Here is a 12,423-nt window from a genome sequence, read left to right on the forward strand (position 1 = left end):
TGAGTCAAACGCAACGCAGTGTAGTGAAGCCTCTGTGAGATTCTTCGGTACACTCAGAATGACAGAATTACGTTGAAATGCGTAAGTCCTGACCAATTACCTATTAAGAATTACCAATTACCAAGTTATGAAAAATGAATCAAAATAAACTATTTAACCGGACTCGCTGGAAATTAGCCATTTCCTATGCAGCAGTAATGGGTTTGATTTTAAGCTTGTTGGGATTTGGCGTATATAGGGCGATCGCCCACGCTCACTGGGTAGCCATAGACCGGGAATTAGAATTGGTAGCTGGGACGCTACACGACAGCCTAGAACTCAAATTGCAGCAGCCCGGACGCTTGGAGCCTATAGTAAACGAATTTTTGCCCAACCTCCGCCTAACTGGAGTTAAAGGCATTAAAGAACAGTTGCCAAGCCGCCATATTTTAAGCGCTATCAACCAAGGCTATTACTATATTCGTTTATTTGATTATTCCGGGAAATTGATTGCTACAGCAGGCGCTTCTCCAGAAGAATTATCACCACAATTTAACTCCAAATACTGGCAAACAATAACTGACACCAAAGGCAATGTTTATCACCAAATTTCTGTAGTGTTACACACCAAAACACAGCAAAAATGGGGATATATTCAAGTGGGGCGGAGCCTGCAAGACTTCAATGATTATCTCAATACAGTGAAATTGGTTTTGAAATTAGGATTGCCTACAGCATTGATTTTGGTCGGCTTTTCTAGTTGGTTATTGGCAGGATTGGCAATGAAACCGATTTATGCTTCCTACCGACAAATTCAACAGTTTACAGCGGATGCCGCTCACGAATTACGAACGCCTTTAGCTGCTTCGCAGGCGACAGTAGAATCAGCGCTGTTGACGTCTCAATTGGATGAAAAAGAGGCGCGGGAAACTTTGCGGACGATCGATCGCCAAAACCGACGACTAACTCAGTTAGTGGCTGATTTGCTGCTGCTGGCTCGCATGGATAATCAACCGATACCCTATCGCCCTCAATTGTGTTGTTTGAATGACCTGGTTAGCGATTTAGTCGAGGAATTGGCAGCAATGGCGCTCGCAAGAGAGGTAGCGCTAACATCGGAATTGCGGGTGCATCAGCCATTGACTATTATCGGTGATTCTAACCAGCTTTACCGCTTAGTTTCTAATTTAATTGTCAATGCCATTCAATACACTTCACCTGGTGGCAAAGTAAATGTTATTTTAGAGAAAAGTGACCATTTAGTTGTGATTCATGTTCAAGATACAGGGTGTGGGATTGCAGCAGAAGATCAAAGGCAAATTTTTGACCGTTTCTATCGAGTTAACAGTTCACGCGATCGCGTTACTGGCGGATCGGGATTGGGGTTGGCGATAGCGCAAGCTATAGCCTTAGCACATCGCGGTAGCCTGACTGTGCAGAGCAAATTGGGTACGGGTAGCATTTTCACACTGCGATTTCGAGAAAGAAATGCGACGTTGGTGAATGATGCCATGAATCATTGAGGAATCGGCACATCCTAGAACTTGGGCGTTGGGCGTTGCACATTTATGGTATGATGAACAAATATACTTAACTAACTAGGGCTTGCTGAATAAGTGGTTCAAGTAAACACTGTATGGATTTTCGGACGAAGAAAGGTAGTAATGGTGCAATAAAAACAGGTGAAATAGATCAAAATCCGTGCATTACCATCTGCGATCGCTACATCTGTTTTTCCTAATCATCCTTTGATTACCCTTGTTTTGGCTATTGAACCACTTATCGAACTCCCTATTATGGTCTTAGTTTCCCAATTATTACTTTTTATGCGTCGTAGATGGGCAAATTTTCAGACAGAGAAATAGTCTAATAGCGTTACAATTCCCTTACCTGAATTAGAAGAATTGCATTGATTATATCGTTATTATTTTCTGAACTGCTTGCTTAACATTAGCGATCACTTTCTCGATCGGATTTGTATCAGTAATCAACAATTCTAATTTCAATCGCTTCAAAATTGGTTCTGCTGTTTTCCCCTCAATCATGGTCGTTCCTTGCTGCTAGTTGATGACCGCATTGATCAGCAATATGTTGATAGACCGGGTTGCTTTAAGTTGAGTATCTGCCTGAAGTTTGTTCTCTGTTGTTCGGGATTGGCTCAATTCTTGAGCGGTCAGAAAACTGGAGCCAAACCAAAACGCGATCGCCACAAACGGCAATGGCAACCAAAACTCTGCGCCTGATACTTTTAGCCAACCTTTAGTAACCTGCCACATACTACACCTATCTGTTTTAAACGCTTAGTTCGCAATCTATAGCAATCCTTGCAGGAGTCGTAAATTTTTTACCCCACCCCAACCCTCTCCGAACCCGCTCGCTCGGGAGTAAGAAATTCACAAATGATTTAGGATTGCTATATCACTCTTACTTGAGAGTGTCAACTAATGTTTCAACTCGTGCTTTAATTTCATCTCGAACGCGGTGAAAAGTTTCGATGGGTTGTCCGTCGGGGTCGTCGAGTTGCCAATCTTCAAACACTTCTCGCAATACCCACGCTTCGGGTAAATTCACGCCGCAGCCACACAGAGAAATTACGGCGTCGTAGTCTTCTGCATTGAATTCGTTTAATGGGTTGGATGTTTGATCGGTGATGTCAATGCCGATTTCTGACATGACTTGAATTGCTGTCGGATGTACTCTGCTTGATTCTAACCCGGAACTGGTGACTCCAATCTTGCCGACTCCGATGGTTTTAGCGAATCCTTCTGCCATTTGCGATCGGCAGGAGTTTCTTTTGCAAACAAACATTACTTTTTTCATGGTTTTTGTTGGTTGTTAGTTGTTAGTTGTTGGTTATGGGTTGCTGTCGGGGTTCCGGCGGTTTCTAAGCGCCCGGTAATTCAAGGGCTCGATTTGCTAGTGCGATCGCCTCTTTGGCCGCTTGTTCTTTGCGTTCGCTGTAGCGATCGGTCAAATAGTCGGTTTGCTCCCGCAACAGTAAGGTAAACTTGTACAGTTCCTCCATCACGTCGATCGCGCGATCGCGATAAGGCGAATCCTTCATCGTCCCATCTTCATTAAACTCCTGATAAGCTTTCGCCACAGAAGACTGATTCGGAATCGTAAACATCCGCATCCAGCGGCCCAAAATTCTCAAAGTATTGACAGCATTAAAAGACTGCGAACCGCCACTGACTTGCATCACCGCCAAAGTTCGGCCTTGAGTCGGTCTGACAGCCCCAATACTTAAAGGAATCCAGTCAATTTGATTTTTGATAATGCCCGTAATATTGCCGTGCATTTCTGGACTAGACCACACTTGACCCTCCGACCACAAACTCAATTCCCGCAATTCTTGAACCTTGGGATGGGTATCGGGAACGCTACCGTAAATGGGCAATTCTAGAGGATTGAAAAACCGAACTTCAGCACCGAAATCCTGAATAATTCTTGCAGATTCTTCTGCCAACAAGCGACTGTAAGAACGCTCTCTTAAAGAGCCATACAAAAACAGGATGCGAGGAGGATGGTCAAAACGAGTCATGAGTAGCGTTAATTAGTTATAAGAATGGGGCTATTGAGAATAAGTTTGTTTTCCTGCTAACTCTTGCAGGAAAGCGGTTTGCGCCTCTCTCAATTCAACGTTGGGATTGGCATCCAGAATAGTGAGTATCGCATCGTCATAGGATGAACCTGCCTGAATCAAGTAGGAAGCCAGCATCGTTCCGGTGCGTCGTCTGCCACTTGTGCAGTGAATTGCAACCCCGTGCCCACAATGATTCTGGCTATCCACAAAGGTTTGCAATTGCTGAATCTGTTCCTGGCTGGGTGCAGTACCGCCTTTCGTTGGCAACCAAAGGTGAGGAATGTTTGCCTGCTCATACAAATCCAGATTGGAAGCATCGTCCATTACAGAGACGATCCCCCCAATACCTACTGACTGAAGCGTAGAGAGTTCCTCTGCTGTTGGCTTCCGCACCCCTGCCAGTTGGCCTGGAATCACCCACCACAAATTCTCTGAAATTGGTTGCGCTTGTTGTTCGTCCATTGCAGCCGCCTCATCCGACAGGGGTAGAATTTTTCTGGCAAATAAATATCACACTTTCCATTTATTTTCCTCGCTTACTTATATCGCGAAATCCGTTGGATATTATCCGATAAACCAAAACAGCTAGTTGTGCTCCTAAAATTGGTGCAACCCAATAAACCCACTGGTGCTGCCAAATTCCTCCTACAATTGCTGGGCCAAATGACCGCGCCGGATTCATACTCGCTCCGGTAATTGGCCCCATAAATGCAGCTTCTAACCCTACAGTTAACCCAATTGCTATCCCGGCAAAACCGATCGGAGCGCGCCTATCTAATCCTGAACCTAAAATAACAAACATCAGGATAAAAGTCAATACTGTTTCTAGAATTAAAGACTGTAACCAGTTACCATTCAGAGGAACAGTTGCACCGAGATTTGCCACTTTTCCTAAAGTAATTAGCAGCAGTGTGGAAGCTGCTATCGCGCCCGCACACTGCGCTAGAATATAAGGCAAAACACGTTTGCTTACAAAAAAGCCGCTAGCCCAGAAAGCGAATGTTACAGCAGGATTTAGGTGGGCGCTGCTAAGATGACCAGTAGCATAAATCATCGCGGCTACAACGGCTCCAAAGACAAAACTGATGCCTAAATGAGTAATAGCACCCTGGCTAATTTTGTTAACCATCACCGCGCCCGTGCCTGCAAAAACTAGAATAAATGTACCCAGAAATTCGGCGAGCGCTTCTCTGCGACACTCCGGTGAAAACAAGCTTCTCACTGTTTTAGAAACTGACTTGAACATTGAGTAGATCCGTGAGAAATTTACCTCGGTTGTTATAGTTTAGTTACCAATCTAGATTGACAGCTAAGAAGCTACAACAGTTGACAGATGAGCACTGATACCTAAAAATTTGCCTGCTGTCGCAATAACTCGCCAATAGTCAAGTCAAGCTGAGCTTTGCCACCAAAAACTGTCCCCACCTTGCCATTGTAGAAGTGGTTATAAATTAGTTGATAGCCTTCTTTTGGTAAAGGAATATAACCCACAGAACTAACTAAGGTCGGAGCTTTCTTCATGTAGAATTCTACAAAATTGCGTACTTCTATTTTATTTTGAGCAGAGTTGTAGTTGACATAGATAAATAGAGGTCGTGCAAGGGGGTTATATTGAGCTTTTTCTACAGTTTCGCGGGAGGGCAACACTGCTCCTTTGCCTCTGTCAATACCTACAGCTTTCAATTGACTTTGGTTGTCTTCGTAATAGGAAAATCCAAAGTAACCCAAAGCATTTTCGTCTTTAATAACCCCTTGCACTAAAACTGTATCGTCTTCACTAGCTGTATAGTCGGTACGGCTGGCTTTCGCAGTACCTACTGTTGCCTCTGTGAAGTAGTCAAATGTACCGGAATCTTTGCCTGCCCCGTAGAGGGTTAGAGGTCGATTCGGCCAATTGGGTCGGATCTGATTCCAACGGGTAATTTTTCCTTGGGCGGCGGGTTCCCAAATCTTTTTCAATTCCTCTACAGTAATGTCTTTTATCCAGTCGTTTTTTGGATTGACTACTACTGTGAGCGCGTCAAAAGCGACAGGTAATTCGTAGTAGCGGATGCCAGCTTTGTTGCAGGCTTCCATTTCCCCTGGGCTGATGGGTCGCGAGGCGTTGCTGATGTCAGTTTCGCCAGCACAAAACTTTCTAAATCCTCCACCTGTACCGGAGAATTCAACAGTAATTGATGCTTTCTGGGGATTCGTATTTTGATATTCTTTTGCCATCGCATCCGTAATTGGATACACGGTGCTGGAACCGTCAATTTTAATGCTTTGCGATTCTGGCGACTGGACTTGTCCGCAGGAGCTGAGCAGCCCGATCGCACCTATGGTCAAAGCAATTATACTTAGTACGGAAACCTTGGGCTTTTCTGCTGGGTTCATTGACCTCACCCAATGTCATAACTAAGGGGTACACTGGAATCATATCAATAAAATTTGATATGTCAAGTATGAGGGAAGACAAACAGGCAATAAACATATTAAGAAATGTTGATGGGTTAATCTGCGTCGGAACAAGGGCGGGCCGGCAGGATCTGGCTGAAGCGGCGGTATTCGGCGAGGTACTGTTCGAGGGCGACAAACTGAGCTAAATTGAGGCTGTAGTAAATCCAGCGGCTTTCTTGGCGGCTGCGGACTAAAGCTGCATCCTTCAAGGTTTTGAGGTGGAAAGACAGTTTAGGCTGAGGGACAGAAAGTCGATCGCACAATTCGCAAACGCACAACTCCTGTTCTCGCAGCAACTCCAAAATCTGAATTCGCAGGGGGTCAGAAAGAGCGTGAAAGCCGGAGGAGACAAGTTTTTCTGAAATCTGTCGCTGTGAAATGCGATCGGGCGCAGCCGTAGAATTTTTAAGCATCAATTATTTAGAAAACATCCATACAAAACATTATAGTTTCTCAAGCTTCATCCCAGAAAATCAGTGCATTCAGCATCGACAGATTCTTCGGACTTGATTACTTCGGATTCTGTACCCGCGCCGGCACATCAGTGAGTCCGACCTTTTGCATCAGCGAAATCACCCCTATAGATAAAATTCCCCAAGAATTGCCCCAACAACTACCAGGATGATAAAGACTTTTTGCAAAGTTTTTTTAGTAGCTGGGTGGTACTGTCTCGGCAATTCTTGGCCTTGCTCGTCAACTTCTTGCTCCAAGGGGTCTAGCGGATTGGATGGATTTGAGTTAAAAGGATTACTTCAGAGGAGTTATCAAATCCCCAATACGTTGACGAAAATATTAACGCGCGGGTCGAGTTTAGGAAAACTAAACACTCAGTAATGCTCACGGAATGGTTGCTTGAAAATAACCCCGGTTGCTTTGCTGAATTAGTCCAGTTTTCGCAGCGTATCCTTGACAAAGACAACGCTGCGGTATCTTAAGCAAAACAGCGTTCGCGATCGCCACCAACACCTCAATTTTTGGGAAACTAAACCCAAACCAAAACCTGAACACCTCTGCCATGCCCAAAATCCATGAGTGCGATCGCATATCAACGCTTAAAACGCTCTTTAACAACTGTTTCGCTGGTAATGTTTCGGGGGGTATCGTTTTCTTGCTCAATCAGCCGACAGATTGTGCTACCACAGATGACATTGTTCGGTGTGGTTGACTCTTCTTCAACCAAAGCCTCAATCTTTGAATACCGATTAGCCAAATCCTGGCGAAATTCAACCATTTCCTCAATACGGCACTCCAACTCATCTAGATGCTCCTTTACCATTGCCTTAAGGCTTGCACAGGGAGGAATACCTTGGGCGCTGATGTCAATGAGCTTTTTGATCTCATCTAGGGAAAGTCCGAAGTGCTTAGCTTTTTGAATAAACCGCAGACGTTCTAGCGCTTCTTCTGAATAGATACGATATTGTGACTGTGTTCGCTCAGGTGGCTTGAGTAGTCCCAAGCGTTCGTAATAGCGAATTGTCGGAACGGGTATACCCAGTTGACGGCTTAACTGGCTGATAAACAATCCCTGTTTCACTTTTTTGCCACCTCTTTAATTGAGAATGGGAGGGCGATTACCCCTCCCCATCAGTAATTTATCCTTGCCCAATACCAGCAGCTATAAGCGCTTCGCGGGACACTGGCTGTTGGTGAGAGCAACACTCAGCAAGTTTACCATCGACGACAATAGCAGGGACGCGGTTAATGCCGTACTGGTTTGCTTTCTCACGGCACTTATTGGTGGCGCAACCCTCACGCAGATCGTAAACCTGCACCTCACAGTTTGAGCAGGCTAACTCCCTCACTAACTTAACGGTTTCATCACACAAGGGACACCCAGCAGTGAAGACTTCGACTATACGTTTAGCCATTCTCTTAACCTTTTTTGAAGAGTTATAAGAGTAGCTTAAACCTTGAACCTGACTTCAATGTCAAGGGGGATGGGAAACTTTTTTTACAGCGCTAGCAAAAAGTGAATTGTTTATAAACGCTCTATATGCCCATACCCGCATAAAAATATATGCTTGAAGGGAGGGAGATCGTAGGCTGACCAAACCCAGCCCTGTCAAGGTGGCTGCTGAGCTTGCTCCAGCAGCCTTGCTGTAGAAAGATGACGGTGACGTGAGTCAACAATTCCCCGGTGGTTTCTTCTTTCTGGGGGAACGTGGCTGCTTCAGAAAAGACTTCAAATTCACTCGTGCAGCTAAATCTAACAGAAAATCAGCCAGTTGAGACAATGACCAAGCCTGAATATGCCTCCAATTATCAGCTTCACAGGCTATAGTCGTCCCCCGATAAGTTCCTTAAATTTCATCAACTTTCGTAGAATTCTCAAAGACTTGACTCAATTTTTCCCACACCGCGTACACTGCCGAGAGCCCTTCGGACTACAGCTAAAATATTGTAAGAAACCAGAGCTAAACAAAAAGAAAATAAAGCAGCCTTCGGATAACCCAAGTTTTGAATTTCGCCCTCAAAGTTCTTACAGCATATTCCAGGTTCATGAAGTACAGTAGCAGCTATATTGTGTGGTACGTCTTATGTAGGGCGCGTCGTTGCCGCCTCCGGTTCAATGAAACTTGCAGATTGTTGATGATGGCGACGCACCTTAGTTACTACAAGATTGTGTGTACCAGATATACATGGAATATTCTGTATTTAACAGAACAGCCCTGTGAAGGGGCTTATACAATTGATGTACCAGCAGACCCACGCATTGGTCGGACGGCGAGAGAAGCATTGCTTATTATTCGCTGTGTTAGTGTTAAGATTCGGCGTCCAGATCAATTGAAGGCACAAGATTATCCACCCAGTATCACTCTTTACGCAGTCGAAGCAATAGAAGTTAATCCTCCGGCAGGGCAAGAAGCGATTCATTGGCGATTACTCACAACTCACAGGGTGGTTTGTTTAGAACAAGCACTACAAGTTATCGAATGGTATCGATGGCGATGGCGCATTGAACAACTTTTTGCCACATGGAAACAAGCAGGATTAAATCTTGAAGCTACACAGTTAGAGTTCGTAGCTGCCATTCAACGACTCACTGTCTTGGCTTTAGGCGTTGCCGTGCGAACCCTACAAATGGTTGAAGGGCGCGATCGTGCCGACTTACCAGTTTCCCTGACTTTCTCTGATTCTCAACAGCAATGCTTGTCTGTGATTGAACCATCTTTTCAAGGGCGCACGAAAAAATTGCAAAATCCCTATCCTCCCGCCTCCTTACCGTGGGCTACTTGGCTGATTGCTCGACTTGGGGGTTGCTCTGGTTATAGTTCTCAGAGACCTCCCGGAATGCCTACCCTTGTTCATGGACTCCGACAGTTTGAATCCATCTTTTTGGGATGGAAACTAGCTCAGAATCAACTTCTGTGTACACGGTAGCCCTACTTATTGAGCCGATAGTCTGATTTAATGTTCATTATTTTCTCGCTCTTTCACTCGCCCCCTCGATCATACCTCATTTCAGCAACGCCGATTTTTGTTAGTTCAGCATCCAGAGTTGCAATGTCTGCCCGGGGCGGAATTCGTTGTTCTCTTCCATATTTTTGACCAGGTTTGGCGACACTCCTGCTAAACCGATCCGGCTATCGCGCGCAATTGGCGGCGCTGCCGCCATGCGTAAAATGGGCAAAACCTCTGGATGCTATCGCAGTAATGCGGACGTGATGTTGGTAAGATTGGCTGTCTCAGAAGAAGCAGATTCAACTTGTTGAGTTGTAGCAATGCGAGTGTCGCGATAGGCTTTTGGAGCAAACTGCATGAACCAATTGTTATAGAAGTCTACCGACAGGGCAATATCGGGTTTCCACAAGTGTGGTTTGTCGGCATTAACTGGCACTGCACCTCCTTTAATCGCGACCCTCGCCTAAATAGCTTAGATTGCTGGAACGTCTCTGTTGTATTATCCACCAAGCGGTTGCTCTTGAAACGGATTTAGTCAACTAAACCCGCGCGAAGGGCTCTGACAGCAGCTTGAGTGCGATCGTCGCAAGACAGCTTATTAAGGATATTACGCACATGAGTTTTCACAGTACCGAGGGAAATGTATAGCTGCTTGCAAATTTCCTCATTGCTGCACCCTTCGACAATCAACTCTATAACCTCTTTTTCTCGTTCTGTTAAAGGGTTTGCCATTAACAACTGACTGTATTCTGGCTCAACTCCATTGATTGACACAGTGGAAATGGGGGCTTTGTTAACAGCTTCCTTGAAAGGGTTATTCATGCGAGCCAAAACGATTCTAGCAATTGAAGAATCGATCCAGTTTTCGCCAGCATTTGTCTCAACAACAGCTTCCACTAACTTTTCAAAACTGACATCTTTCATGCAGTAAGAGTCTGCTCCCGCTGCAAAAGCTGCCAGCACTGATTCCTCGTTATCCTGCATCGTCAAAATCAACACTTTCGGTTGGTTATCTATGCTTGGGGCTTTGGAAGTTTGCACGTATTCTTTGAATCTTTTTGTCAATTCAATCCCATCTACCAACCCCGGTAGTCCGATATCAACGATCGCTACATCAGGCAGGGTTTTCTCCAGTAAAGTTATCCCTTGCAGACCGTTAGCTGCTTCTCCGATAAATTCGAGTTCTTCGCAGTCTTCTAAAGCTGCTTTGATTCCAGCCCTTGTCAGGTGGTGGTCTTCAATTAAGGCAACGCTAATTTTATTCATGGTTGGTTTGTTTAAAAAGGGACAATTGTACTTCAGGGACAGGGGTGTGTCCAAGGTAGAACGTATGCGCTCTTTTGGATCCAAACAAAACTTTTAGAGCGAGATGGGAAGCCGTACAGTAAATGTGCTGCCTTGACCCACCGTTGATATCACGTCAATGCTGCCAGAGTGGGCTTCTACAATCCGGCAAGACAAGTGCAGCCCCAGGCCGCAACCTGCTCTAGCATGGTTTCCGGGGCGGAATCGTTCAAACAGCGAAGCTTGTTCTGAGGCTCTGATACCGGGGCCGGTGTCTTCTACGGTAATATTTACCCACTTGGCATCTGGACGAACAACGATTTTCACACAACCAAAATCGGTGAATTTAATCGCATTTCCCACTAAGTTGGTGATGACTCGGCGGAGTTCGAGGCGATCGCCTTCAATTCGTAGTGGTTGCGGGTCAGAGTCGTCGAAAGTTAGGACAAGTCCTTTATCAATAGCCACAGCCTCCTGTTCCTTAACGACTTCTTTGACCAGTTTTTTGAGGTCAAAGGGGGTGCGCGCCAGAGTTTTGCAACCAGATTCAAATCGGTGAACTTCCAGTAAAGTATTGACTAACGAAAGCAAATTTTGGTTACTGCTGCCGATGGTTGCGATCGCCTCTACCGCTTGAACGGGCAGTTCACCAAATTTCCCTCGTTGGAGTAGGGTCAGCATTCTATCAGCGCCGACTAGGGGAATCCGCAAGTCGTGGGTAAGACGAGCCACAAAATCCTCTCGCGCCTTTGTTACTTCCTGCATCGCATCTATGCTGTGTTTGAGCCGGAGGAGGCCACGGACGCGAGCCAGCAACTCATTTACTTGGATGGGCTTGCAAACGAAATCGTCAGCGCCCAAGTCGAGTCCATCTGCTATGGTTGTTGAGTTGTCAGCCGCAATTAACAGGATGGGGATAAAGGGAAGTTGAGGATTTGAGCGAATTCTGTAAGTCACTTCGTAACCGTCTACTTCTGGCATCATTACATCCAACAGGAGTAAATCTGGGGGCGACTCCTCAACTAAAGCTAAAGCATCAAGTCCGCTAGAACTTGTACTGACGCAGTAGCCTTCTTCGGAGAGGATAGCCTGCATAATAAATAAGTTGTCAGTCGTATCATCAACCGCCAAGATTTTACTGCGTTTATCTCTCATTACCCTGGATTTCCCTCCCGCCTCCATCCAAAGCTTACGAACGAGTCCATATCTTCTGAGTCAGCCTTTTGGCGGATAAAACTTAAAAACTGTTGATAATCTTGAAGCTGCTTGGATTCTTCCAACTTTCGCTGCTTTCTGATTCGCAACAAGTAGTCTTTGAGACGAGCGTACCGCCATCCAACATGGAACCCCAGATCGTAGATTTGAGGGATTTTCGGATTCGCGGTCGCGTTGAGTAAGGTTTGTGCGACATTTGGCGAGCCTTCGTCAGAAATTGTTCTCCTGCTTTTTTTTCCATCCCTGCAACCTTTCCAAAACTCTTGCCTCCTAGTTGAAGTGTGGATGGAAATTTTGTACTCTTGCAGCGTCGTTTCAAGCCAATCTAAGTCTTGTTTTCTGTCGTTTGAGAGCGAATCGTTGGGCTGATACTTGTTCCAAGCGCGGGCTAAAGCATTTAGCGACTTTTGAAAATCTGCCAAAAAACAGTCTAACAGGGTTTGATACTTTGCCGGCGGTGAAAGTCGGCTGTGGTTTGAAAGAGTGTGACTTTGTGGCATAACTGTCAACATAAGCCA

At 45.4% G+C, this 12,423-nt stretch carries 16 protein-coding genes and 1 pseudogene; 2 read left to right on the forward strand and 15 right to left on the reverse strand.

Annotated features, from left to right (window positions below; genetic code table 11):
• The first annotated feature begins 134 nt into the window (after nt 1-134).
• Nucleotides 135-1,502, forward strand: coding sequence for a two-component system sensor histidine kinase RppB (gene rppB, locus QUB51_RS09870; protein WP_333260988.1), 1,368 nt, complete (start codon nt 135-137; stop codon nt 1,500-1,502).
• A 537-nt stretch (nt 1,503-2,039) separates the two neighbouring features.
• Here rppB and QUB51_RS09875 read toward each other — a convergent pair.
• The 10 genes from QUB51_RS09875 to QUB51_RS09920 all read right to left on the reverse strand — a co-directional run bounded on the left by QUB51_RS09875 (nt 2,040) and on the right by QUB51_RS09920 (nt 7,872).
• Nucleotides 2,040-2,255, reverse strand: coding sequence for a hypothetical protein (locus tag QUB51_RS09875; protein WP_333260991.1), 216 nt, complete (start codon nt 2,253-2,255; stop codon nt 2,040-2,042).
• 148 nt (nt 2,256-2,403) lie between these two features.
• Nucleotides 2,404-2,799 (reverse strand): arsenate reductase, glutathione/glutaredoxin type, encoded by a 396-nt coding sequence (gene arsC, locus QUB51_RS09880; RefSeq protein WP_333260994.1) that lies wholly within the window; start codon nt 2,797-2,799, stop codon nt 2,404-2,406.
• A 64-nt stretch (nt 2,800-2,863) separates the two neighbouring features.
• Nucleotides 2,864-3,523, reverse strand: a complete 660-nt coding sequence (gene arsH / locus QUB51_RS09885) for an arsenical resistance protein ArsH (protein ID WP_333260997.1) — start codon at nt 3,521-3,523, stop codon at nt 2,864-2,866.
• Between the two features lie 30 nt (nt 3,524-3,553).
• Nucleotides 3,554-4,027, reverse strand: coding sequence for a phosphatase domain-containing putative toxin (locus QUB51_RS09890; protein WP_333261001.1), 474 nt, complete (start codon nt 4,025-4,027; stop codon nt 3,554-3,556).
• A 61-nt stretch (nt 4,028-4,088) separates the two neighbouring features.
• Complete coding sequence (locus QUB51_RS09895; protein ID WP_333261004.1) at nt 4,089-4,811, reverse strand: MIP/aquaporin family protein; 723 nt, start codon at nt 4,809-4,811, stop codon at nt 4,089-4,091.
• A gap of 101 nt (nt 4,812-4,912) precedes the next feature.
• Entirely contained in the window at nt 4,913-5,941 is a 1,029-nt protein-coding gene (locus QUB51_RS09900) for a PstS family phosphate ABC transporter substrate-binding protein (RefSeq protein ID WP_333261007.1), read from the reverse strand.
• A 116-nt stretch (nt 5,942-6,057) separates the two neighbouring features.
• Nucleotides 6,058-6,417, reverse strand: coding sequence for a metalloregulator ArsR/SmtB family transcription factor (locus QUB51_RS09905; protein WP_333261010.1), 360 nt, complete (start codon nt 6,415-6,417; stop codon nt 6,058-6,060).
• Nucleotides 6,418-6,841: 424 nt separating this feature from the next.
• Complete coding sequence (locus QUB51_RS09910; protein WP_333261145.1) at nt 6,842-7,075, reverse strand: hypothetical protein; 234 nt, start codon at nt 7,073-7,075, stop codon at nt 6,842-6,844.
• Nucleotides 7,050-7,538, reverse strand: coding sequence for a MerR family transcriptional regulator (locus tag QUB51_RS09915; protein WP_333261013.1), 489 nt, complete (start codon nt 7,536-7,538; stop codon nt 7,050-7,052). The genes QUB51_RS09910 and QUB51_RS09915 overlap by 26 nt, the downstream gene beginning before the upstream one ends.
• Before the next feature lie 58 nt (nt 7,539-7,596).
• The gene (locus QUB51_RS09920; protein WP_333261017.1) at nt 7,597-7,872 is read right to left on the reverse strand and encodes a thioredoxin family protein; all 276 of its coding nucleotides are present in this window, start codon (nt 7,870-7,872) and stop codon (nt 7,597-7,599) included.
• A 784-nt stretch (nt 7,873-8,656) separates the two neighbouring features.
• On the opposite strand from QUB51_RS09920, the pseudogene QUB51_RS09925 reads away from it, so the two are divergent.
• Nucleotides 8,657-9,385, forward strand: a pseudogene (locus QUB51_RS09925) (IS4 family transposase); the annotation flags it as partial.
• A gap of 100 nt (nt 9,386-9,485) precedes the next feature.
• Here QUB51_RS09925 and QUB51_RS09930 read toward each other — a convergent pair.
• The 5 genes from QUB51_RS09930 to QUB51_RS09950 form a co-directional block, all read right to left on the reverse strand.
• Complete coding sequence (locus tag QUB51_RS09930) at nt 9,486-9,620, reverse strand: XamI family restriction endonuclease (RefSeq protein WP_333261142.1); 135 nt, start codon at nt 9,618-9,620, stop codon at nt 9,486-9,488.
• A 27-nt stretch (nt 9,621-9,647) separates the two neighbouring features.
• The gene (locus QUB51_RS09935; RefSeq protein WP_333261020.1) at nt 9,648-9,842 is read right to left on the reverse strand and encodes a hypothetical protein; all 195 of its coding nucleotides are present in this window, start codon (nt 9,840-9,842) and stop codon (nt 9,648-9,650) included.
• 95 nt (nt 9,843-9,937) lie between these two features.
• A complete protein-coding gene (locus tag QUB51_RS09940; protein ID WP_333261023.1) occupies nt 9,938-10,672 on the reverse strand; it encodes a response regulator transcription factor in 735 nt (244 codons plus the stop codon).
• Nucleotides 10,673-10,765: 93 nt separating this feature from the next.
• Nucleotides 10,766-11,845 (reverse strand): hybrid sensor histidine kinase/response regulator, encoded by a 1,080-nt coding sequence (locus QUB51_RS09945; protein ID WP_333261026.1) that lies wholly within the window; start codon nt 11,843-11,845, stop codon nt 10,766-10,768.
• On the reverse strand, nt 11,845-12,405 hold the full coding sequence (locus QUB51_RS09950; protein ID WP_333261030.1) for a hypothetical protein: 561 nt from the start codon (nt 12,403-12,405) through the stop codon (nt 11,845-11,847). The genes QUB51_RS09945 and QUB51_RS09950 overlap by 1 nt, the downstream gene beginning before the upstream one ends.
• Between the last annotated feature and the right edge of the window lie 18 nt (nt 12,406-12,423).

The organism is Microcoleus sp. AT8-A3, assembly GCF_036705675.1.
Lineage (GTDB): Bacteria > Cyanobacteriota > Cyanobacteriia > Cyanobacteriales > Microcoleaceae > Microcoleus.

Excerpts from the sequence above, each read along its gene's own strand:
- rppB (WP_333260988.1), top strand. The coding sequence starts at position 135 with ATGAATCAAAATAAACTATTTAACCGGACTCGCTGGAAATTAGCCATT.
- QUB51_RS09875 (WP_333260991.1), bottom strand. The coding sequence starts at position 2,255 with ATGTGGCAGGTTACTAAAGGTTGGCTAAAAGTATCAGGCGCAGAGTTT.
- arsC (WP_333260994.1), bottom strand. The coding sequence starts at position 2,799 with ATGAAAAAAGTAATGTTTGTTTGCAAAAGAAACTCCTGCCGATCGCAA.
- arsH (WP_333260997.1), bottom strand. The coding sequence starts at position 3,523 with ATGACTCGTTTTGACCATCCTCCTCGCATCCTGTTTTTGTATGGCTCT.
- QUB51_RS09890 (WP_333261001.1), bottom strand. The coding sequence starts at position 4,027 with ATGGACGAACAACAAGCGCAACCAATTTCAGAGAATTTGTGGTGGGTG.
- QUB51_RS09895 (WP_333261004.1), bottom strand. The coding sequence starts at position 4,811 with ATGTTCAAGTCAGTTTCTAAAACAGTGAGAAGCTTGTTTTCACCGGAG.
- QUB51_RS09900 (WP_333261007.1), bottom strand. The coding sequence starts at position 5,941 with ATGAACCCAGCAGAAAAGCCCAAGGTTTCCGTACTAAGTATAATTGCT.
- QUB51_RS09905 (WP_333261010.1), bottom strand. The coding sequence starts at position 6,417 with ATGCTTAAAAATTCTACGGCTGCGCCCGATCGCATTTCACAGCGACAG.
- QUB51_RS09920 (WP_333261017.1), bottom strand. The coding sequence starts at position 7,872 with ATGGCTAAACGTATAGTCGAAGTCTTCACTGCTGGGTGTCCCTTGTGT.
- QUB51_RS09930 (WP_333261142.1), bottom strand. The coding sequence starts at position 9,620 with ATGGCGGCAGCGCCGCCAATTGCGCGCGATAGCCGGATCGGTTTAGCA.
- QUB51_RS09940 (WP_333261023.1), bottom strand. The coding sequence starts at position 10,672 with ATGAATAAAATTAGCGTTGCCTTAATTGAAGACCACCACCTGACAAGG.
- QUB51_RS09945 (WP_333261026.1), bottom strand. The coding sequence starts at position 11,845 with ATGAGAGATAAACGCAGTAAAATCTTGGCGGTTGATGATACGACTGAC.
- QUB51_RS09950 (WP_333261030.1), bottom strand. The coding sequence starts at position 12,405 with ATGCCACAAAGTCACACTCTTTCAAACCACAGCCGACTTTCACCGCCG.